Annotated in this window: 24 protein-coding genes and 1 tRNA gene; 17 read left to right on the forward strand and 8 right to left on the reverse strand. The window is 66.7% G+C overall.

Annotation, left to right across the window (positions count from 1 at the left end; genetic code table 11):
• The first annotated feature begins 1 nt into the window (after position 1).
• The 9 genes from A9973_RS05090 to pdxK all read left to right on the forward strand — a co-directional run bounded on the left by A9973_RS05090 (position 2) and on the right by pdxK (position 7169).
• Positions 2-421: a biopolymer transporter ExbD gene (locus A9973_RS05090; RefSeq protein WP_006222018.1), complete on the forward strand. Its 420-nt coding sequence runs from the start codon at positions 2-4 to the stop codon at positions 419-421.
• Between the two features lie 17 nt (positions 422-438).
• Positions 439-1152, forward strand: coding sequence for a TonB C-terminal domain-containing protein (locus tag A9973_RS05095; protein ID WP_183012673.1), 714 nt, complete (start codon positions 439-441; stop codon positions 1150-1152).
• Positions 1153-1188: 36 nt separating this feature from the next.
• The gene (locus A9973_RS05100) at positions 1189-2883 is read left to right on the forward strand and encodes a putative porin (protein WP_183012674.1); all 1695 of its coding nucleotides are present in this window, start codon (positions 1189-1191) and stop codon (positions 2881-2883) included.
• 10 nt (positions 2884-2893) lie between these two features.
• A complete protein-coding gene (locus tag A9973_RS05105; protein WP_255469022.1) occupies positions 2894-3586 on the forward strand; it encodes a DNA repair protein in 693 nt (230 codons plus the stop codon).
• Between the two features lie 44 nt (positions 3587-3630).
• The gene (locus tag A9973_RS05110) at positions 3631-4188 is read left to right on the forward strand and encodes a YbjN domain-containing protein (RefSeq protein WP_255469023.1); all 558 of its coding nucleotides are present in this window, start codon (positions 3631-3633) and stop codon (positions 4186-4188) included.
• Positions 4189-4260: 72 nt separating this feature from the next.
• Positions 4261-5319, forward strand: a complete 1059-nt coding sequence (locus tag A9973_RS05115) for a peptidylprolyl isomerase (RefSeq protein ID WP_183012676.1) — start codon at positions 4261-4263, stop codon at positions 5317-5319.
• A 52-nt stretch (positions 5320-5371) separates the two neighbouring features.
• The gene (locus A9973_RS05120) at positions 5372-5752 is read left to right on the forward strand and encodes an MbcA/ParS/Xre antitoxin family protein (RefSeq protein ID WP_255469024.1); all 381 of its coding nucleotides are present in this window, start codon (positions 5372-5374) and stop codon (positions 5750-5752) included.
• On the forward strand, positions 5749-6246 hold the full coding sequence (locus A9973_RS05125; protein ID WP_183012678.1) for an RES family NAD+ phosphorylase: 498 nt from the start codon (positions 5749-5751) through the stop codon (positions 6244-6246). The genes A9973_RS05120 and A9973_RS05125 overlap by 4 nt, the downstream gene beginning before the upstream one ends.
• Before the next feature lie 59 nt (positions 6247-6305).
• Positions 6306-7169 carry a pyridoxine/pyridoxal/pyridoxamine kinase gene (pdxK, locus tag A9973_RS05130; RefSeq protein WP_183012679.1) on the forward strand — a complete coding sequence of 288 codons (864 nt, stop codon included), beginning with the start codon at positions 6306-6308 and terminating at the stop codon, positions 7167-7169.
• A 36-nt stretch (positions 7170-7205) separates the two neighbouring features.
• Here pdxK and cynS read toward each other — a convergent pair whose 3' ends face one another.
• The 8 genes from cynS to A9973_RS05170 all read right to left on the reverse strand — a co-directional run bounded on the left by cynS (position 7206) and on the right by A9973_RS05170 (position 15829).
• Positions 7206-7649 (reverse strand): cyanase, encoded by a 444-nt coding sequence (gene cynS, locus A9973_RS05135; protein WP_183013161.1) that lies wholly within the window; start codon positions 7647-7649, stop codon positions 7206-7208.
• A gap of 11 nt (positions 7650-7660) precedes the next feature.
• Positions 7661-8455: an ABC transporter ATP-binding protein gene (locus A9973_RS05140; protein WP_183012680.1), complete on the reverse strand. Its 795-nt coding sequence runs from the start codon at positions 8453-8455 to the stop codon at positions 7661-7663.
• 4 nt (positions 8456-8459) lie between these two features.
• Entirely contained in the window at positions 8460-9302 is an 843-nt protein-coding gene (gene ntrB, locus A9973_RS05145) for a nitrate ABC transporter permease (RefSeq protein ID WP_183012681.1), read from the reverse strand.
• Positions 9302-10648, reverse strand: a complete 1347-nt coding sequence (locus A9973_RS05150; RefSeq protein WP_183012682.1) for a CmpA/NrtA family ABC transporter substrate-binding protein — start codon at positions 10646-10648, stop codon at positions 9302-9304. The genes ntrB and A9973_RS05150 overlap by 1 nt, the downstream gene beginning before the upstream one ends.
• Positions 10649-10796: 148 nt before the next feature.
• The gene (locus tag A9973_RS05155; RefSeq protein ID WP_183012683.1) at positions 10797-11435 is read right to left on the reverse strand and encodes a response regulator transcription factor; all 639 of its coding nucleotides are present in this window, start codon (positions 11433-11435) and stop codon (positions 10797-10799) included.
• 8 nt (positions 11436-11443) lie between these two features.
• Positions 11444-12559: a PAS domain-containing sensor histidine kinase gene (locus A9973_RS05160; protein ID WP_183012684.1), complete on the reverse strand. Its 1116-nt coding sequence runs from the start codon at positions 12557-12559 to the stop codon at positions 11444-11446.
• A gap of 274 nt (positions 12560-12833) precedes the next feature.
• Positions 12834-14126, reverse strand: coding sequence for a phospholipase A (locus A9973_RS05165; protein ID WP_183012685.1), 1293 nt, complete (start codon positions 14124-14126; stop codon positions 12834-12836).
• A gap of 200 nt (positions 14127-14326) precedes the next feature.
• Positions 14327-15829, reverse strand: coding sequence for an aldehyde dehydrogenase family protein (locus A9973_RS05170; RefSeq protein ID WP_183012686.1), 1503 nt, complete (start codon positions 15827-15829; stop codon positions 14327-14329).
• A gap of 195 nt (positions 15830-16024) precedes the next feature.
• Here A9973_RS05170 and A9973_RS05175 point away from each other — a divergent pair, with 195 nt between their 5' ends.
• From A9973_RS05175 to A9973_RS05210, 8 genes are all read left to right on the forward strand, one after another.
• Positions 16025-16774, forward strand: a complete 750-nt coding sequence (locus A9973_RS05175) for an amino acid ABC transporter ATP-binding protein (RefSeq protein WP_169273518.1) — start codon at positions 16025-16027, stop codon at positions 16772-16774.
• A 105-nt stretch (positions 16775-16879) separates the two neighbouring features.
• On the forward strand, positions 16880-17671 hold the full coding sequence (locus tag A9973_RS05180; RefSeq protein ID WP_183012687.1) for an ABC transporter substrate-binding protein: 792 nt from the start codon (positions 16880-16882) through the stop codon (positions 17669-17671).
• A gap of 34 nt (positions 17672-17705) precedes the next feature.
• Complete coding sequence (locus A9973_RS05185) at positions 17706-18398, forward strand: amino acid ABC transporter permease (protein WP_183012688.1); 693 nt, start codon at positions 17706-17708, stop codon at positions 18396-18398.
• Between the two features lie 2 nt (positions 18399-18400).
• Positions 18401-19090 (forward strand): amino acid ABC transporter permease, encoded by a 690-nt coding sequence (locus A9973_RS05190; RefSeq protein ID WP_183012689.1) that lies wholly within the window; start codon positions 18401-18403, stop codon positions 19088-19090.
• 17 nt (positions 19091-19107) lie between these two features.
• Positions 19108-20400, forward strand: coding sequence for an FAD-binding oxidoreductase (locus tag A9973_RS05195; protein WP_183012690.1), 1293 nt, complete (start codon positions 19108-19110; stop codon positions 20398-20400).
• A gap of 13 nt (positions 20401-20413) precedes the next feature.
• Complete coding sequence (locus tag A9973_RS05200) at positions 20414-20998, forward strand: helix-turn-helix domain-containing protein (protein WP_183012691.1); 585 nt, start codon at positions 20414-20416, stop codon at positions 20996-20998.
• An 82-nt stretch (positions 20999-21080) separates the two neighbouring features.
• Positions 21081-21157: transfer RNA gene (locus A9973_RS05205), tRNA-Arg, on the forward strand.
• A gap of 219 nt (positions 21158-21376) precedes the next feature.
• Positions 21377-21586, forward strand: coding sequence for a cold-shock protein (locus A9973_RS05210; RefSeq protein WP_220805355.1), 210 nt, complete (start codon positions 21377-21379; stop codon positions 21584-21586).
• The last annotated feature ends 73 nt before the right edge of the window (positions 21587-21659 follow it).

The raw sequence follows: 21659 nt of genomic DNA on the forward strand, positions 1-21659 counted from the left end.
CATGGCTTCCGTATCCGCATCCCAGGACGATGACGACGACGCGCCCGTGGACGGCATCAACATCACGCCGCTGGTCGACGTGCTGATGGTCGTGCTGGTCATGTTCATCCTGACCGCCACCGCGCAGATCGCCGGCATCAAGGTCAACCTGCCCAAGGCCAGTTCCACCATGGCCTTGTCGCAGCCCAAGACCAAGGCGATTTCCGTCAACGACGCCGGCCAGGTTTTCCTGGACGCGTACCCGGTCACCTTGCCCGAGCTGGAAGACCGGCTGCGCACGGAGAAGGCGCTGAACCCCGACTTTCCGGTGATCGTGCGCGGCGACGCCGCCGTGCAGTACCAGAAGGTCGTGGAAGTGCTGGATCTGCTGCGCCGCCTGGAACTTGCCCAGGTCGGTCTCGTCACCGGCAAGCCGCAATAGGGGCCGGGACCAACGTCATGCCGCAACACGCATCCGATTCCTCGCGCGTCCCGCATCCGGCGCGCCGCTGGCTGAAGCTGGCGGCCGTGGCGGTGGCCGCGGCGGTCGCGGCCTACGCGCTATGGCGCTGGGCCAACGACATGTCCGGCGTCCGGCGCGATGCGCCCAAGGTCACGGCCATCATCCCGTTGCCGCCGCCCCCGCCGCCGCCGCCCGAGCCCGAGAAGCCGCCGGAGCAAGAGCAGCCCAAGGAAGAACCCGTGGCCACGCCCGAACCCGAGCCGCAGCCCACGCCCGAACCGCCCAAGCCGCAGGACGAGGCGCCCCCGCGCCCGGCCGACGACCTGGCCAACCCGATGCAGATCGACGGCGATGCGCAGGCCGGCAGCGACGCGTTCAACATCGGCGCGGGCCAGGGCAAGGGCATGGCGGGCGGCGGCGGTGGCCGTGCCGGCAACGCCACCTACAGCCAATACCTGGCCTACGCGCTGCAAAAGATCCTGCGCGAAGACGAGCGCACCCGCAATCTGACTTTCCGCCTGCAAGCCAACATCTGGCTGACGGCATCAGGCCAGATCACCCGGGTGGAACTGACTCGCGGCAGCGGCGACGCCGACGTCGACGCGCGCGTGGTCGCCGCCTTGCGCGCCGTGCCGGGTCTGGACGAACGCCCGCCCGCCTCGGCCAACATGCCCATCCGCGCGTCGCTGACCGGCCGCCGGCCTTCCTGAAATCCCGAACAGACCTGATCCCGGAGTGACTAGAGAATGAAGTTCGAACTAAACCGGCTGGCGGCATCGCTGGCGCTGGCCGCGGCGGGCGCCGTCGCGCTGCCGGCCCACAGCGCGCCCGCGCCGTCCGAGAACGCCACCATCAACCTGATCCGCCTGCTGGTGCAGCAAGGCGTGCTCAAGCCCGAACAGGCTGATGCGCTGGTCGCGCAGGCCGAAGCCGAAGCCAAGAGCGCGCGCCAGGCCACGCCTGACCGCGGCGCTGCCGTGGTGCAGGCAGGCGACGTGCGCGTGCCGTACATCCCGCAGACCGTGCGCGACCAGATCCGCGACGAGGTCAAGGCCGAAGTCATGGTGCAGGCCAAGGAAGAGAATTGGGCGCAACCCAACACCTTCCCGGACTGGGTGTCGCGCATCACGGTGGAAGGCGACGTGCGGGTGCGCGACGAATCGCGCTTCTACAACGGCGGCAACAGCAACGAAATCACCGATTTCGCCAAGCTCAACGCCAAGGGGCCGTACGACGTCAACCCCAACACCAACGGCGGTTATCCGCCCATGCTGAACACGCGCGAAGACCGCCGCAACCAGCTGCGCATCCGCGCCCGCCTGGGCGTGCGCGCTGAAATTTCGGAAGACTGGACGGCCGGCATCCGGTTGGCCACCGGCAGCGACGACAGTCCGGTGTCGACGTCCCAGACCTTGGGCGGCGGCATGGGCAAGAAAGAGATCTGGCTGGACCAGGCCTACCTGACCTACCGCCCCGCCAAGTGGGCCACCGTCACGGGCGGCCGCATCGCCAACCCGTTCGAGTCCACCGACACGCTGTTCTCCAACGACCTGAACTTCGACGGTGTCGCCGCGATCTTCAAGCACCCCTTGCAAGGCCGCGACGTCACCTTGTTCGGCACGCTGGGCGCGTTCGCGACGGAATACGCGAACAACGGCTGGAGCTCGTCGTCGATGAGCGAAGGCGGCAGCGAGAACAAGTGGCTGCTGGGCGCGCAGGTCGGCGCCGACTGGAAGATCAACAACCAGAACAGCCTGCGCGGCGCGCTGGCCTACTACCACTTCGACAACATCGCGGGCAAGCGTTCCAGCTCCTGCTCGCCGTGGGCGGGCGACGAGAACTGCGACACCGACTGGTCGCGCCCGGCCTTCATGCAGAAGGGCAACACGCTGTTCCTGTTGCGCAACATCGCGCCCAATCCGCTGAACCCGGCCGATACGCCGCAGCCGCAATACGTGGGCCTGGCGTCCAAGTTCGACCTGCTTGACCTGAACCTGCGCTGGGACACCCGCGTGTTCGACGGACTGGGCCTGCGCGTCAACGGCAACTTCATCCGCAACCTGGCCTACAGCAAGAGCAAGATGGCCAGCCGCTCGCAGGGCCATATCGTCAACAACTTCGGCGACAACGGCGACATCGAGAGCGGCCCCAACGCCTGGATGCTGCAAGCCACGCTGGGCCGGTCGTACGACTTGAAGGACAAGGGCGATTGGCTGGCCTTCGTCGGCTACAAGTACATCCAGCCGGATGCGCTGCCCGACGCGTTCAACGATTCGTCGTTCCACCAGGGCGGCACCAACGCGCGCGGCTACTACATCGGCGCGGGCTATGCCTTCGAGAAGAACGTCTACGGCGTCTTCCGCTGGATGAGCACCAAGGAGATCTACGGTCCGCCCTTGGCCATCGACACGATGCAGTTCGAAATCAACGCCAGGTTCTGAGGCCATGGACATGCACACCGTATGGGATGAATCCCGCCACTCGCCCGCGGCGGGGCGCGGCCGGCGGTTCGCCGCCGCCTTGGCCCTGTGCGCGGCCGGGTTGAGCCTGGCCGGCGGCGCGCGCGCCGAAACCATGGAAGAGCGCCTGCGCGCGCAGTTGCGCAGCACGACCCAGCAGCTGCAGCAACTGCAAAGTGAGCAGGCGCAGGTCAACGCGGCCAAGGCCGCCGCCGAAGCGCAGCGCGACGCCGCGCAGAAAGAGCTGGAATCGCTGCGGGGTCAATTGGCCAAGAGCCGGGGGCAAGCCGAGAAGCTGGCTGAACAGCAGGGCGCGATGATGGAAAGCGCCCAGGCGCAGGTCGCCGCCAGCCATGCCCAGTTGGGCAAATTCAAGGGCGCCTACGACGAGCTCCTGACCCTGGCGCGGACCAAGGAGGCGGAACGCCAGACGCTGGCTCGCAACCTGGCCCAGCGCGACGAAGAGGTCAAGGTCTGCGTGGCCCGGAACCGCGACATGTACGAGGCGGGCAAGGAAATCCTCAACGCCTACGAACGCATCAGCACCGGCGACATCCTGGCGCTCAAGCAGCCCTTCGCGGGCAAGGCGCGCGTCAAGTTCGAAGAGCAGGCGCAGGCGTACGGCGACAAGCTGTACGACGCGCAGGCGCCGCGCAGTCAAGCGGCTGCAACGTCCCACCCGTAACCTGTCCCTGATTGCCGTTTCATCTTTATCCAGGAAATACCGAAATGACCGAAACCAGCCTGATCCTCGACGTGAACGCCGAACGCCTGCAGGCGCTGCTGCAATCCGTGGGCTACCGCGTGACCTTGTCCGAACAGAACGGCATGGTCCAGTTGCTGAGCGCCAGCCAGGGTGTGGGCTTTGCCGCACGCATGGGCAACCCGGCCCAGCAGGAAGGCCACTATCTGGACTACACGCTGAGCTGCGCGCTGCGCGTGCAGGGCGAATTGCCGGCGGGCCTGGCCGACCGCTGGAACGTGGAAAAGCGCTTCGCCCGCCTGTCGGTGCAAGGCGTGTTCCTGGTGCTGGAGTTTGACGTGATCGTGGCCGGCGGCGTGGCGGAGACGTATCTGCGCGCCACCACCGAGCTGTGGGATCGCCTGTTGCAGGAATTCCTGCTGTTCCTGCGCGCCAATGCGTCGGCTCAGGACGCGCCTGCTGGCGCCCTGGCGACCGCTGCCGTCGACGCGCCGCAGAACGTCGACACGGAAGCCGTCGACAGCGAAGCCGTCAGTACCGAAACCGTCAATCCCGCAACCGCCGAAACGACGGCCGCCGCGTAACGCGGTCTCTGCCGGACACCGCCGGCGGCTTGTGTCGCCGGCGTGTCCTGATGCCCCACCGAGGTTCCCATCATGTTCAAGACCCTGAGCTCTTCCAACCGGCTGCGCCTGACCGCGGCGATCCTGGTGATCGCTGCGTTGGCCGGCGCCGTCGCGCTGATGCGCGGCAAGGATGCCCAAAGCAGCGAAGCCGCGCCCGCCAAGACGGTGGCGTCCGCCGCGCCGGCCGCCGCCGTGGCCGCGCCTGCCGCCATGCCGGCCAGCCGGCCGCCCGCGATCGCGACGCTGGGCGCCGTGCAGGTGGACCGCGATGAACTGCTGCGCCAGCTGCAAGCGATGCCGCCGCAGGCGCGCGCGCAGCTGAAGGAGAACCGGGCCGGTCTGGACCAATGGCTGCGTGCGCGCCTGGCCGAAAAGGCCTTGATCGAGCAGGCGCGCGCGCAGGGCTGGCAGGACAAGCCGGAAATCAAGCGGGCGTTCCAGGCAGCGCAGGAAAGGATCGTGATGCAAAGCTACCTGGAATCGGTCAGCCGGGCGCCGGACGATTATCCGGCCCAGGCCGATCTGCTGGCCGCCTATGAACGCGCCAAGCCGCAACTGGCGGAGCCGGCCCGATACCGGGTCAGCCAGATCTTCCTGCCTGCTGCCCTGGGCGATGCCGACGCGGTGGCCGCGGCGCGCAAGCAGGCCCAAGACCTGGTCAAGCGGGCCCAGGCGCCCAAGGCGGATTTCGCCGCCCTGGCGCAGAACTTTTCTCGCGACGACACCTCGCGTGCGCAAGGCGGCGATATCGGTTTCGTGCCGCTGGCGCAACTGATGCCCGAGATGCGTCCCGTGATCGAGCAGACGAAGGAAGGCGAGGTGTCGGCGCCAGTGCAGTCGGCGGCGGGGTTCCACATCCTGAAGCTGTCCGCATTCCGCGCGGCCGGCGTCACACCATTCGATCAAGTGAAGGACGAGCTGCGCGCGGCTCTGCGCTCGCAACGTCAGGAACTGGCCGCGCGGGCCTACATGGAGGGCTTGTTGAATGCCGGTACCGTCAGCATCGATGGCGCGGCCCTCAACGCCGCATTCGAGCAAACCGCGGCCGTCCCGGCGGCAAGCAGCCCGGCCGTCGCCCGCGTCCAGTGACTGGCCGGCGCCGCGCGCGGCACCCGCCATTGCACAGGTGCTGGATGCGCAGTTGAAGCTAGCGCTGGGCGACGCCGGGCCGCCCGCCAGCCTGCAATGCGCGGGGGCGCTGCTTCAGGCCCTGCGCCAGACCTATCCCGACGGGGCGGGGCGATGGTTCGCGCTGGTGCCCGAGCAGGCGCCGGTCCGCGCCAGGGACACCTCGCGCGAATCGGGGCTGGACGTATCCGACCTGCGTGTGCTGTACCGCGCGTTGCGGGTGACGTGGCTGGCCGAACTGGTGTTCGGCGGCCGCGAGCAAGCGCGCCAGTGGCTATGCAGCCCCAAGCGGCGCTTGCTGGGACGGGTGCCTTTGCTGCTATGCCAGCACGGGCGCCACGCGGCGGCGATCGAAGAATGGCTCGTCAACATCGATGAAGGAAACGGCCCATGATTGCGCTTTGGCGCTTGAGCAACAGCCAGGACCTGCAGCCTCGGGCCCGGCCGGCGGGGCGCTGGCATGGCGCGGGCGCGCCGGTGGTGGTGCTGGACGCCAATCCGGCCGCGGCCGTGTTCGCGCGGCTGGCCCTGTCCGAGGTGGCGCACCCCCGGGCCTTGCCCAGCCATTACTTCCTGTTGGGAGTGATGGCGCCGGACCACGCCGTCAGCGACGCGGTCCCGCCCCTGCATTGGGAAACCGACCAGCCGGCGACGCGCGCGGTCGGCAATGCGTGGCTGGCGCGCGGCGAAACGCTGCTGCTTCGGGTGCCGTCCGCTGCGGGCGGCATCCAGTACCTGCTTAACGCCGCGCATCCGCATTTGGCGCAATGCCAGATCGTGTCGTCGGTGGCGTATCCCTACGCGCCTCACCTGGCCGGGATCGACGGCGCGGTGCAGGACGGCGCCGGGTGGCTGGTCGCGGCGGGGGGCGACGGCACGCGGGACTAGAATGGTGCAGCTCCGGCGCTGCGCCGGAGCGCAACCCGTTCCTGTCAGGAGCCCGCCGTATGACCGCAATCTCCGCTGCCCCCGCGCCGGGCGCAGCGTTGCCCGCCTACACCGCGCAGGTGGACATCGTTTCGATCCAGTCCCAAGTTGTCTACGGCTATGTCGGCAACAACGCCGCCATGCCGGTCTTCCGCCGCGCGGGCCTGCGCGCCATCGCGGTGCCCACCGTCATCCTGAGCAATACGCCGCACTACCCGACGCTGCACGGCGGCGCGGTGCCGCTGGATTGGTTCGAAGGCCTGTTGAAGGGGCTGGACGAGCGCGGGGTGACCAAGGTGGCCCGCGCGGTCGTCTGCGGCTACCTGGGCCAGCCGGGGCAGGCAGACCTGCTGGCGCGCTGGCTGCCGGCGTTGCGCGCCGCGCGCCCGGACCTGCGCGTGCATATCGACCCGGTGATGGGCGACCGCAACGACGGCCTGTACGTAGACGCCGGGCTGGTCGCGCAGTACCGCGGCCTGCTGGTGCCGCTGGCCGACGGCATGACGCCGAACCACTTTGAACTGGAACTGCTGGTCGGCCGTCCCCTGGCGTCCATCGACGACGTGGTGGCGGCGGCGCGCGAACTCATCGCGCAGGGCCCCGAATGGATCGTCGTGACCAGCGCCGCCCCGATGGCGGCCGCCCCCGGCACGTTGCAGCTGGCGGTCGTGACGCGGGACAAGGCCAGCGTCGTCACGCATCCCGAAATCGCCATTCCGCCGTCGGTGCACGGCACGGGCGACGTGTTCATGGCCAGCCTGACGGCCAAGCTGCTGACGGGGCAGGACCTGCCCGAAGCGGTGCGCGAGGCCGCGGCCCAGGTCACGGCCACGCTGGAGCGCACGCGCGAGCTGGCATGGGAAGAGCTGGCCGTGGAAGACTAGGCGGACAGGCCCCGTTCCCGGACGGGGCCTTCGCCGTCAATACGTCTTGTAGGGCAGGAACTTGCCGCTCATCACGATCTGCACGCGGTCGCCCTTGGGGTCGGCTTCGCGCGACAAGTCCATCTTGAAGTCGATGGCGCTCATGATGCCGTCGCCGAATTCCTCGTTGATCAGCGCCTTGAACGTGGTGCCGTACACGTTGATCAATTCATAGAAGCGGTAGATCAGCGGGTCCGTGGGCACGGACGTGGGCAGCGATCCCTTGTACGGGACCACCTGCAGCTGCACGACAGCGTCGTCGGGCAGGTCCAGCACGCGCGCGGCGGCCAGGGCCTGTTCCTCGGTCAACGTCATCTGGCCCAGCAGCGCGGCCGTGGTCCATTCCTTGCTTTGGCCGACGGCTTCGGCGATGGCGGCCCACCCCAGCTTCTTTTCCAGTTTGCGGGTGACGATCAGTTCGGTGACTTCAGCGCGGGACATCATGATGGGGTTCACTCCTTGTGGGATGCCTTGTCGACCAGGAAGTCGACGAGATGGTTGCGGATGTCGTAGTAGCGGGGTTCGTGGTGCAGGCTGGCCCGGGTCCGCTCTCGCGGCAGGTCCACGCTGACGGACTCGGCGATGCGGGCATAGGGGCCCGCGCTCATCAGCAGGATGCGGTCCGACAGCAGGATCGCTTCGTCCACATCATGCGTGATCATGAACACGGTCTGGCGCGTTTCCTGGACGATGGCGCGCAGTTCGTCCTGGATGGTGCCGCGGGTCAGCGCGTCCAGCGCGCCGAAAGGCTCGTCCAGCAGCAGCATCTTGGGCTGGATCGCGAATGCGCGGGCAATGCCCACGCGTTGCTTCATCCCGCCCGACAGCTCGCAGGGCTTCTTGTCGGCCGCCTGGGCCAGGCCGACCATGTCCAGATAGCGCAGGCTGTGCGCGCGAACCTGTTCGCGGCGGTACGACGGCCAGCGAGAGCGCACGCCGAATTCGACGTTCTGCAGCGCGGTCAGCCATGGCAGCAGCGCGTGCGCCTGGAACACCACGCCGCGTTCCAGCGACGGCCCCGCGATCTGGCGGCCGTCCATGATGACGACGCCCTCATGGGTGTCGTCGATGCCGGCCAGCACGTTCAGGATGGTCGTCTTGCCGCAGCCCGAATGGCCGATCACGCACGCGAACTGGCCCTGTTCGATGGTGAAGCCGATGTTCTCGAAGACGGGCGGCTGGGGCTGCCCGTTGCGGCCCGGGTACCGCTTGCCCAGGCCTTCTATCTGCAGGAAAGATTGGCTCATGGCGTCATTCCCGGTAGCTGACCAGCCGCGCGGCGCGCGCCAGCAGCGTGTCCAGCAGCATGCCGATCAGGCCGATGAAGAGAATCGCGCAGATGATGTTTGCGATGGACAGGTTGTTCCATTCGTTCCAGACAAAGTAGCCGATGCCGGTGCCGCCAATCAGCATTTCCGCCGCCACGATCACCAGCCAGGCGATGCCTACCGATATCCGCATGCCCGTCATGATGGTGGGTGCGGCCGCAGGCAGGACCACCTGCAGCGCGGTGCGCAGGCGCGACACTTCCAGCGTGCGCGCCACGTTCAGCCAGTCCTGCCGCACGGCGCCCACGCCAAAGGCGGTATTCACCAGCATCGGCCACAGCGAGCAGATGAAGATGACGAAGATGGCGGACGTGTCGGCGTCCTTGATGGTGTAGAGCGCAAGCGGCATCCACGCCAGCGGCGAGATCGGTTTCAGCACCTGGATGAAGGGATCGAAGGCGCGGTAGACGGTCTTCGACATGCCGATCAGAAAGCCCAGCGGTATCGCTACCAGCGCCGCCAGCCCGAAGCCCGTCAGCACGCGCGCCACCGAATAGGCCAGCTGCACGCCGATGCCCTTGTCGTTGGGGCCGCGGTCGTAGAACGGGTCTTGCAGGTGGCGCCACAGTTGCGCGCCCACGTCAGCCGGCCCGGGGAACGGCGTCTTCGATCCGCTGGCCGCGGCTTTGCCGACCAGCGCGGCATAGGCCGGGTCCACCGTCGCGCCGCCCGTGTCGGGGCGGGTGGCGACGTGCCACAGCAGCAGGAAGGCCAGGAACAGCGCGATGGACAGGAATGCGGCCCGCCAATGTTGCACGGACCGCATCAGGTCCTCCGGATCTTGAAGCTGGCCAGGTAGGCCTCGGGCTGGCTGGGGTCGAACGGCTTGCCCATGACGCTGAATGTCTTGGCAGTTTCGGCGGGCGCAGCCAGTCCGGCTTCGCGCATCAGGCGCACCGCATCGGTCGCCAGGAAGACCTCGCTTGCCACCTTCTGGTAATCCACGTCGCCCTTGACCTGGCCCCAGCGCTTCATCTGCGTCAGGATCCACACCGCGAACGACTGCCACGGCATGGGGTCGAAGTCGATGCGGTTGGGGTCGGTGAGCACCTTGCCCAGCCCATCGGCATAGGTGCCCGTCAACACCTGTTCCACTACCGTGACCGGCTGGTTCAGGTAGTTGGGCACGGCGATGGCGGCGGCGATTTCCTTGCGGTGTTCGGGCGCGCGGGCGTAGGCCGTGGCTTCGATGATGGCCTTCAACAGCGCCTGGTAGGTGTTGGGCATCGTCGTTACGAATTCCTTGCTGGCCGAGAACGCGCAGCAGGGGTGGCCGTCCCAGATCGCCTTGGACAGCGTGTGGATGAAACCCACGCCGTCGTAGACCGCACGCTGGTTCACCGGGTCGGGAGCCAGGAAGCCGTCGATGTTGTCGGCGCGCAGGTTGGCCACCATTTCAGGTGGCGGCACGGAACGGATCTGCACGTCGGTATCGGGGTCGAGCCCGTGTTCGGCCAGGTAGTAGCGCAACAGGTAGTTGTGCATGGAATAGTCGAACGGCACCGCGAACTTGAAGCCTTTCCAGTCCTTCGGGTCGCGCCGGTCCTTGTGCTTCATGGACAGGGTGATGGCCTGGCCGTTGATGTTCTCCACGGCGGGCATCGTCCACGGCACGGCGCGGCTGGCGCCCACGCCCATCGAGATCGCCAGCGGCATCGGCGACAGCATGTGCGCGGCGTCGAACTCGCCCGACATGGCCTTGTCGCGGATCAGCGCCCAGCCGGCCGTCTTCACCACTTCCACGTCCAGCCCCTGCTTGGCGTAGAAGCCCATGGGGTGCGCCATGATGATGGGCGTGGCGCAGGTGATGGGAATGAAGCCGACCTTCAGTTTCTGCTTTTCCAGCGGGCCGGCGGATTGCGCGAAGGCGTCGCGCGCGGCGGCCAGCGGGAAGATCGACGCGATGGCGGCCATGGCGGTGCCGCTGCCCACCGCGCGCAGGAAGCGGCGGCGCAGCGCGTCTTGCGGGAAGAGGGCGCGCATCACCGCCTGCTCGACGGCGTTGTCCGCGGCGGATTGGCTGGCGCGCTCGTGCTCGGCTTTCGAGGCGTGGCGGCCGCAACCGCAGGCAAGACGGCTATCGGCGTCGAACGGATTGCTGAATAGGGACATGGGATGGCTCCGGCCAGACTGGGTTGGAGCCATCATGGGGCCGGCCGCGCGCGGACGGTATCCCGGGTTCGACGATATGCGTGTAGTGCCCTTACTACGCGGTGCGCGTCGTGCGCTGCCTTGGTGCGCCGTTCGGCTGTGCGGGCGGCTAAGGCGCACCCAGCTGGTGCGTGTTGGCATAGGCCACCAGCTCCACCAGCGTGCGCACGCCGAGCTTCTCGAAAATGCGGCTGCGGTAAGTTGAAATCGTGTTGACGGACAGCGCCAGCTGTTCGCCGATGGCCGATACCGAGCGGCCCGCCACCAGCAGCTGCAAGACTTGGAATTCGCGGTTCGACAGCAGTTCGTGGGGCAGGCGCGAGCTGTCCTGGCGCACGGTCTGCGCCAGCAGTTCGGCCACGGCAGGCGTCACGTACATCTTGCCGGCGGCGGCGTTCGCCAGGGCGGCCAGCAATTCGTCGGGGTCGCAGCCCTTGTTCAGATAGGCGTGGGCGCCGGTGCGCAGGGCGCGCACGGCGAATTGCGTTTCGGGGTAGACGGACAGCATCACGACGCCCAGCGACGGGTAGTCGGCGCGCACGGTCTTCAGCACATCCAGGCCGTCGCGTTCGCCCAGCGCCACGTCCAGCACCATGGCGTCGTAGCGGGCCTGGCGCAGGGCGCGCAAGGCGGAGGGCGCGTCGGCGGCTTCATGCACGAGGGCGACGCGCGGGTCTTCTTCCAGGATGCGGGCCAGGCCGCGGCGGATGATCAGGTGGTCATCGACGATAAGCAGGTTCAGGGCCATGTCGCGTGTCAGGTGGGGTTGAGGCGCAGGCGGGCACGCATGCCGGCCCCGGGGGCGCTGTCCAGTGCCAGTTCGCCGCCGATGCCTCGGGCGCGCTCGCGCATGCCCAGGATGCCGAAGGTGCGGGGGGCGTCGGGCAGCAGCATGCCGATGCCGTCGTCTTCCACGGTCAGCAGCAGGCCGTGGTCGCTCCAGGCGGCGCTGACGCTGACGCTGCGGGCGCGGGCGTGGCGCTGCACGTTGGTCAGCAGTTCCTGGACGATGCGGTAGACGGCGATTTCGGCATTGCGGTCCAGCCGGCGGCGTTCGGTGTCGGGCGGGCACAGGTAGCGGCATTGCAGGCCGGTGCGCGCCTGCACGTCTTGCAGCAGCGTTTCCAGCGCGGCCCACAGGCCAAGGTGGTCCAGGACGACGGGGCGAAGGTCGGTGAGGATGCGGCGGGTGGCGCCCATGGCGGTCTGGGTCACCTCCAGCATGCGGTCGACGTGGGTTTGCAAGGCGGGGGTGGCGGGCAGTTGCCGGCGCAGCCAGTTCAGGTCCAGTTGCAGGGCGGTGAACGAGGCGCCAAGATCGTCGTGGATATTGCGGGCGATGTGGGCGCGCTCTTCTTCGCGCAGGCTGGACAAATGCGAGGACAGGCGGCGCAGCGAGTCGTGGGCGTCGCTGAGTTCGGCGGTGCGTTCGCCGACGCGGCGTTCCAGTTCACGTTCGGTGCGCTTGCGGTCGGTGATGTCGGAAAAGGTGACGACGGCGCCGACGACTTCCTGGTCGTTCAGGATGGGGTAGGAGGCGTATTGGACGTCGAAGCAGGAGCCGTCGCGGCGCCAGAGCACTTCGTCGTCGACGCGTTCGCCGCGGCCTTCGCGGAAGGCCCGGAAGATGCGGCAGTCGTGGACGGGCATCAGGATGCGGTTGGCGTGCGAGTGGTGGATGAGGTAGTGCATGTTGCGCCCGACGACTTCGTCGGGCGTGTAGCCGAGCATGGCGGCGCCGGGGCCGTTGATGAAGATGCAGCGGCCGCGCAGGTCGATGCCGTAGATGCCTTCGCCGGCGGACTCCAGAAGCATTTCCAGCTGCCGGCGCCAGGCGGCATGGTGCGAGAGGTGGTTCAGGTCCGCGAACATGGTTTTGCTTTTCCCCCGGCGGGGCATTTTCCCGGCCCCTTGCGCTGTTTTTTTGCGCGTGATTTTTTGGAGGGAGTTTACGGGAGGCTTGGGGGGTGTGCGGGGGGATGAGGGAAATCCCTTTGCTTGCTGCTTGATTGTTCTTGTGGCTCCCGGGGCGTCAGCGGGGGCGGAAGGTCTTGCGGGGCCGCCCATCGCCTGCCGCGCGGGCGGCGGGCGGTGGGCATTCGAGGTGACGGGCCATCTGCGCGCAACCCATCACACGGCCTTTCCCTTACGGCACCAGCGACAACCCGATGCGGAACTGCGATTCGTTGCGTTGGTTGTAGCCCAGCAGCGTTTCGCCGTAGCCGTTGAAGTATTGCAGGTGCAGATACCCGTTCATGTTCAACCAGGTGCGTTGCAGGGGCCAGGCGAAGTCCAGCTGAGTCGTGCGGCGTTTCTGGTCGCCCTGGCGGTACATCGCCGAGACGACGGCGCCGTTGTCTTGGGCCCAGCGCAGTTGCCAGTCGACGCGGCCGGCGTAGTCGGCGTAGTCGCGGTTTTCGTCGGCGACGCCGAAGTAGGCCTTGACCTTGGGGGCGAAGGTCAGCGTGCTGCCGCTGTCGAAGCGGTAGTGGAAGCGCGGTTCGATGTAGCCGTCGTTGACAGAACGGGAGTCTTCGCCGCCCTTGCCGTTGGAGTTGTGCTCGACGCCGGTATTCATGCCGAAGCGCCAGTTCTGGTTGGCGGATTGCCAGATGTTGTCCGACAGCCAGAAGGCGCTGGGGTTGAAGGTGGTGTCGATGAAGGGCATGGAGTCGCCCTGCAAGTCCCACAACGAGGTCTGGGTGTAGGCCAGGTAGAAGTTCTCGCCCCAGGTCGCCGGGCGGTCGCCGCTGGGGCTGAAGAGGCGGTACTTGGCGCTGATCTGGAAGCGGGCGGTGGTTTGGCCGCGGGTGCCGATGTCGAAGTAGACGGGCTTGTATTCTGAAATCGAGCTGCGGAAGTGGTCGAACGCCGATTGCGACTGCACGGTGGGCGTGACGGCGGCCTCGGGGGCGGGGCCGCCTTCGGGCGATGCGCCGACGGCGGTGACGGCGGCGACGGGCACGGGCTGGCCGCTGCGGGCGTCCACCACGGGGCCTTGGGCGGGGGTGCTGGCGACGGTGCCGGTTTCGCGGCCGGTGGCGTCCAGCGCCATCATCGACGGCTGGCCTTCGATGGAGACGGCTTGCAGGCCGTGCGCCGTGGTCGGCACGACGGCGGTCCACGCCATGCGCGCGAAGTTGTTGACGGGCACGCTGTAGCTGGCGCGGTCGCCGGCAAGCTTGGCCAGGCTGCGCACGATCTGGCCGTCCTGGCCGCGCCACTGCAGCACGAGCTCAGGCGGCGCTTGCCAGTTGGCGCGCGCGCTGTCTTCGTTGAAGAAGACGGCTTCGATGGTGACGGTTTCGCCGGGGGCGGCGGAAGGGCGGTCCAGGCGGTACGACACGCCTGCGGCGGCGGAACCTGCTGCGCCCAAGGCGAGGGTGGCGGCAAGGGTGCGCAGGGCGAGCGAGGTGCGTGTGTGACGGCGTCGGGACATGGCGGGCTATGTTTTTTTGTGACGAGGCAATGTAGCATCGCGCGCCGAAACTGTTTGTAAGGCAGGCTTATCGGATGTAGGGCGTGTAATAAAAACAGGTGTTACTCAGGATGTCGGTGCCCGCCGGGCGCGCCCCATGCAACAAGGCCCCGCGCATTGTCGACAATGCGCGGGGCCTTGCATTTCAAGCGTTGGCGGGCTTATTCGCCGAACTTGATGCCTTGCGCGAGCGGCAGGTTGCGCGAGTAGTTGATGGTGTTGGTCGCGCGGCGCATGTAATTGCGCCAAGCGTCCGAACCCGATTCGCGGCCGCCGCCGGTTTCCTTTTCGCCGCCGAAGGCGCCGCCGATTTCGGCGCCGGACGTGCCGATGTTGACGTTGGCGATGCCGCAGTCCGAACCCGATGCGGACAGGAAGGTTTCGGCTTCGCGCAGGTCATTGGTGAAGATCGCCGACGACAGGCCTTGCGGCACGCCGTTCTGCAGCGCCAGCGCGTCGCCGAATTCCTGGTAGCGCATCACGTACAGGATGGGCGCGAAGGTCTCGTGGCAGACCACGTCGGTCTGGCCGGGCATTTCGGCGATGGCCGGGCGCACGTACCAGGCGTTAGGGTATTCGTCGGCCAGCACGCGTTCGCCGCCGGTGACCTTGCCGCCCTGTTCGCGCGCGGCCTTCAGGGCATCTTGCATGGCGTCGAACGACACGCGGTCGATCAGCGGGCCGACCAGGTTGCCGCCGTCCAGCGGGTTGCCGATGGGCGCGCTGGCGTAGGCCTTGTGCAGTCGCTGGACCAGCGCGTCGGCCACGCTTTCGTGCACGATCAGGCGGCGCGTGGTGGTGCAGCGCTGGCCGGCCGTGCCGATGGCGCCGAACACGATGCCGCGGGCGGCCATGTCCAGATCGGCGGTCGGGCCGACGATGATGGCGTTGTTGCCGCCCAGTTCCAGCAGCACTCGGCCGAAGCGTTGCGCCACGCGCGGGCCGACTTGGCGGCCCATGCGGGTCGAACCCGTGGCCGACACCAGCGCCACCGTGTGCGAATCCACCAGTGCCTCGCCGACGTCGCGGCCGCCGATCAGTACTTCGGACAGGCCGGCGGGCGCATCGCCGAAGCGCTGCATGGCCTGTGCGAAGAGCGCCTGGCAGGCCAACGCGGTCAAGGGCGTTTTCTCGGAGGGTTTCCACACCACGGCATTGCCGCAGACGATGGCCAGCGCCGCGTTCCATGACCACACGGCCACCGGGAAGTTGAAGGCGCTGATGACGCCGATGACGCCCAGCGGGTGCCACGTTTCCATCATGCGGTGGCCGGGGCGCTCGGAGGCGATGGTCAGGCCGTACAGCTGGCGCGACAGACCGACGGCGAAGTCGCAGATGTCGATCATTTCCTGCACTTCGCCTTCGCCTTCGGCCACGATCTTGCCCGCTTCCAGGCTGACCAGGCGGCCCAGCGCGGTCTTGTTCTCGCGCAGGGTTTCGCCCAGCAGGCGGATCAGTTCCCCCCGGCGCGGCGCCGGCACGTCGCGCCAGGCCAGGCTGGCCTGGCGGGCGCGGGTAATGGCCGAATGGGCTTGCGCCACCGTGTGCTCATGCACCTGAGCCAGTTCGGCGCCGTCGATCGGGCTGCGTGCGGTCAGCGTGCCGCCAGTCAGCGCGGCCGGATTCAGGCCGAGCGCGCGCAGAATGTCTTGGGGGGTGTCCATGCCGGTTCCTTGGATTGCCAGCGAAGCCCGTTGTCTTCGCTTAAGGGTTATGCCTATGTGGCGATTCTGGAAAAAAATTTACTATACGAAACTCCAGCATGAATTGCGAAACTTTTTTTTCTTAACCGGCTTAAGCGCCGCTTCCCTCCGGAGGCCGCCCCGGGCCGGTTCGGAAACCTCTTCCGGGGTACATCAGTGGCAGACGCTTTACTTGATGTCCAAGCGGTCACCAAGACCTTCCAGCGCGACGGCCAGCCGCCGCATCGGGCGCTGGACGGGGTCGATTGCCAGCTGAACCGAGGCGAGGTCATGGTGGTCGTCGGGCCGTCCGGCTCGGGCAAGAGCACCTTGCTGCGCACCCTGAACGGGCTGGAAAGCATCGACAGCGGCACGATCCGCGTGGACGGCGTGTCGTTGACGGACCCCGCCACCGACGTCAACCGCTGGCGCACGGAAGTCGGCATGGTGTTCCAGCACTTCAACCTGTTCCAACACCGTACTGCGCTGGACAACGTCGCGCTACCCCAACGTGTCGTGCGCGGCCGCAGCCGCGCCGACGCCGAACGCTATGCCCGCGACCTGCTGGGCCGCGTGGGGATGGGGGATTTCGGCGAACGCTATCCCAGCCAGCTGTCCGGCGGCCAGCAGCAGCGCGTGGCGATCGCCCGCGCGCTGGCCATGGACCCCAAATTGATGCTATTCGACGAAGCCACGTCCGCGCTGGATCCGGAGACCGTCGGCGGCATCCTGGAGCTGATGCGCGGGCTGGCGCGCGACGGCATGACGATGGCGGTCGTGACCCACGAGATGGGCTTCGCGCGCGACGTCGGCGACCGGGCCTTGTTCATGGACGCCGGCCGCATCGTGGAAATGGGCACGCCCGACGAGGTTTTCTGCCACCCGAAAGAGGCGCGCACACGCGCCTTTCTGGAAAAGATTTTGTAGTCCAAGCAGGCCGGTCCGGCTAATCCGGGCGCTGCCGGCCCTGCGGCAACACGACGTGCTTTGCCCGGAATGACAAGGTTTCATCCACCTCAAGGGGATAGTGAAATGCTGAAAATCAAACAATGGCTGGGCGTGGCCGGCGTCGCGCTGGCGGCCGCCACCGTGGCGCTGCCTGCGCAAGCCGACGAACTGGGCGACATCATCAAGCGCGGCGAATTGCGCGTGGCGGTGCAGACTTCCGGCCCGCTGATGAGCTTCATGGACAAGACCGGCAAGCGCACGGGCCTGGCCGTGGAAGTGGCCAAACGCATGGCTGACGACCTGGGCGTGAAGCTCGTCCTGCAGGACTATGAATGGAAGGGCCTGTTGCCGGCGCTGCTGTCGGGCAAGGCCGACATGGTGGCCGCCGATATGACGCCCACGCCGCAGCGCGCGGCCCAGGTGCTGTTCTCGGCCCCGATGTTCTACGCCGAAACCGTGGCCGTGGTGCCCAAGGATTCCCCGTACAAGTCCTTTGAGGAACTGGACAAGGCCGGCGTCAACGTCGGCGTGCTGGGCGCCAGCACCTATGCCGAAGTGGGCAAGAAGATGTTGCCCAAGGCCACCATGAAAGAGTTCTCGGGCGGCAGCGCCCCGGTCGGCCAGGCCCTGTCCAGCGGCCGCCTGGACGCCGGCATCATGTCCATGTCCACCGCCAACCAGTTCCTGGTCGACTTCGGCAACCTGCGCGTGCTGGACGGCGTGATGGTGCGCGAACCGCTGGCTTTTGCCGTCGGCCCCAACGCCTTCCGCCTGAAGTTCTGGCTGGATAACTGGCAGACCCTGAAGACCGCCGACAACACGCTGCCCGAGCAGGTGAAGTACTGGTATTCCACCGATTGGAAGAAAGACCATTAATCGCTAGAACCGCTACGGGGAGACCGGACCGCCCATGGACTGGCTGATCGATTACTACAACTGGCGCATCGTCAGCCAGTACACGGGCCAGTTCGCCACGGGCCTGGCCAACACGCTGATCGCCGCGGGCGCAAGCCTTGTGCTGTCGGTGTTGGCCGGCGTGCCGCTGGCGCTTCTGCACATGTCGTCCAAAGCCGCCATCTGGCGTCCCGTGGCCGCCTACGTGCAGTTCATCCGGTCCACTCCCCTGCTGGTGCAGATCTATCTGGTTTATTACGCCGTGCCCATGCTGATTCCGGGCGCGAAAGGCTGGAGCGAGATGGTGCTGGGTATCCTGGCGATGACCCTGCACCACGCCGCCTACATGAGCGAAATCATCCGCGTGGGCATCGAATCCGTTCCGCGCGGACAGGTGGAAGGCGCCAAGGCGTGCGGCATGAACTATCAGCAGCGGCTGCGCTATGTGGTGCTGCCGCAGGCCTTCGTCAACACGCTGCCGCCCCTGCTGGGCCAGACCGCCGTGCTGATCAAGGACACGTCGCTGCTGTCTTTGATCACCGTGTTCGAACTGGTTGCGGCCGGCGTGCAGATGAACAGCGACCGCATCGTGCCCAACGAAAGCTTCCTGACCATCGCCGCGGGCTACCTGCTGATCTACGGCGTCATGCTGTTGTTGTCCCGGGGCGTGAGCCTCTGGCTGGCGGGTCCCGCCTGGAACGCGAGGTAAGCATGCTGGATTCCTATCTTTCCACCGCCGGCGTCGTGCTGCCCTTCCTGCTGAAGGGCTTCTGGGAAACGCTGAAGATCTCGTTCGTGGCCATCATCGCGGGGTCGTTGCTGGGCTTCGTGATCGGCGTGATCCGCAGCTACCGCATCCGCGGCATTCACCAGGTCCTTGGCCTGTACATCCACGTCCTGCGCGGCACGCCGTTCCTGGTGCAGCTCTATATCTTCTACTTCGTGCTGCCCAGTTCCGGCATCGAACTGCTGCACTGGGACTCCGGCACCGCGGCCTTCGTGTCGCTGTCCGTGTACACCTCCTGCTATGTCGCCGAAATCGTCATGGGCGCTATCCAGTCCGTGCCGCGCGGCCAGACCGAAGGCGCCATGACCCTGGGCCTGCGTCCCCTGCAGATACTGCGGCTGGTGGTTCTGCCGCAAGCCATGCGGCTGATCGTGCAGCCCATGAGCGGCGTCTACGTCATGCTGATCAAAAGCACCGCCATCCTGTCGGTGGTCGGCATCACGGAACTGACCCGGCAAGGCGAGGTGTTCATCATCACCTTCCCGGCCAAGTCGCTGTTCATCTACGGCATGATCGCCGCCATCTATTTCATCTATTGCTACCCGTTGCTGCGTCTGGCCAACTGGCTGGAGAAGCGCCTGACGGGCGGACTGCAGGGCGCAAGCCTGCACTGACACGGACCCCGACCGGCATGGCCTCCGAGTACATCGACACCTATTACAAGCGCACGCTGTCCGACAGCGCGACCTACTACCCGCCGCTGGCGGGCGCATGCAGCACCGACGTCTGCGTGGTCGGCGCCGGCCTGGCCGGCCTGTCCACCGCGCTGGAATTGGCCCGCCGCGGCCGCAGCGTGACGCTGCTGGAAGGCCGGCGCATCGCCTGGGGCGCGTCGGGGCGCAACGGCGGATCGGTGTCGCCAGCGTTCTCGGCCGGCGCCGACGCCATCAAGCGCCACGTCGACGAAGACCATTACCGGCAGTTGTACCGGCTGTCGATGGAAGGCGTGGAAATCATCCGCGACAACATCCGCAGCCTGGCCATCGCCGACGCGCACAAGGTCGACGGGCGCCTGCGCGTGGTGCGCTACGAAGCGACCGACGCGCTGAACCAGTGGTGCGACGCCCAGCGCCGCGACTTCGGCCGCGACGTGCGTTTCCTGACCCGCAGCCAGGTGCGCGAACGGCTGGTGTCGGACGTCTACCGCCAGGGCGTCGAAGACCCCGCTTCGTTCCACTTCCATCCGCTGAACTATGCCCGGGCGCTGGCCCGCGAATGCGTCCGCCTGGGCGTGCGCATCCACGAAGACTCCCCCGTCATCGACGCCACGTTGAATGGCGCGGTCAAACACTTGCGAACTGCGCAGGGGCAAGTCGACGCCCGCGCCGTCGTCCTGGCCACCGGCGGCTACACGGGCGACGTCGTGCCGGCGCTGCGCCGGGCCATGCTGCCCATCGCCACCTACATCATGTTGACGGAACCGTTGGGCGACCGCGTGCGGGAAGCCATCCGCAGCACGGCGGCCATCGGCGACGACCGCCGCGCCGGCAACTATTACCGGGTGCTGGATGGCGGCCGCATCGGCTGGGGCAGTAGAATCACCACCCGTGTCGACGACCCGCCCGATCTGGCCGAGTCCCTGCGCCGCGAATTGCTGTCCGTCTACCCCCAATTGCAGGGGCTGCGCGTCGAGACCGCCTGGTCGGGGCGCATGGCCTACGCCCGACACCTGATGCCGCAGATCGGCCTGCTGGCGCCGGATATCTGGTATTGCACGGCGTTCGGCGGGCACGGCATGAATACCACCTCGATCGGCGGGCGCGTCGTCGCCGAAGGGATCACGGGCGACACCCAGCGCTACAAGCTGTTCCAACCCTTCGGGCTGGCATGGAACGGCGGCGGGCTGGGCACGGCGGCGGTTCAACTGACTTATTGGTCTTACCAGGCGCGCGACTGGTGGCGGGAGCGCACAACGCGGGCATGACAAGGTACACAGGATGCAAGGCAACAAACAGAGCGCATTGGCACAACGGCTGCGAGCCCTGCGCCAGGCGCGCGATTGGACACTGAAACAGGCGGCTGCAGCCACCGGCGTCGCCGCGTCCACGCTGTCCAAGATCGAAAACAGCCTGCTGTCTCCCACCTATGACAACCTGATCAAGATCGCCGCGGGCCTGGACCTGGACGTGGCCGAACTCTTCACCGCGTCCGACGCCCATATGGGCACTGGCCGCCGCAGCCTCAGCCGCCAGGGCGAAGGGCGCCAGTACGAAACGCCGTATTACGACCACCGGCTGCTGTGCACGGCGCTGTCGCACAAGCGCATGATGCCGTTCCACACCCGGGTCAAGGCGCGCTCGTTCGACGAATTCCAGGACTGGAGCCGCCACGGCGGCGAAGAATTCGTCTATGTGCTGGAAGGCGAGGTGCAGCTGTACACCGAGTTCTACGAACCGGCGCGGCTGAAGGCGGGCGAAAGCTTCTATATCGACAGCCGCATGGGGCATCGGGTGATCAGTTTGAGCGAAGACGACGCCATCGTGCTCTGGGTGTCGACCCACGCTGACATCGAGGAAGCGTAGGGCGGCATCCGTTCCGCCCATCTTTTTTCCCAACAAGGTAAAATGCGGCGCCCGGACCTCTCCCGGGGCGTCAAAAGACTGCGCGGCAGTAGCTCAGCTGGATAGAGCACGGGCCTTCTAAGCCCGGGGTCGGGGGTTCGAGCCCCTCCTGCCGCGCCAGAATAGCTAGGAAATACAAGGTTTTGCGAGGTTTTTGAATTCGCTGGCCTCCTGTCACGATTCGCGATCTTCTTGGTAATTGCTGCTGGACGAATATCCTGGCAGCGGCCCGCGAAGTGAGGCGGTAGATGTGTTAATTGGAAACGGTCGTATCTTTGTTGCGGACATTCACGCATAGTCCGCTCGGGAAAACTTTTCCCTGCAAATCTAGGACTTACATTGAAGATTGAAACTGGTATCGTGAAGTGGTTTAACAACGACAAGGGCTTCGGCTTTATCATGCCGGAGCTGGGTGGCAAAGACCTCTTCGCCCATTACTCTGAAATTCAGGGTGACGGCCACAAATCTCTTGAAGAGAACCAGCGTGTTTCGTTTATCGCCGGCCAAGGACAGAAAGGTCCTACGGCGACAATGATCAAATCGATTTAGTAGCTGGGCTGCTTGCTCTAGGGCAAGCAGCTTGGTAGCAGGTTGTGGGGCCGGATCCTTTGAAACATTGGAT

It is taken from the genome of Achromobacter sp. UMC46 (assembly GCF_014170335.1).
Taxonomy (GTDB): domain Bacteria; phylum Pseudomonadota; class Gammaproteobacteria; order Burkholderiales; family Burkholderiaceae_B; genus Achromobacter.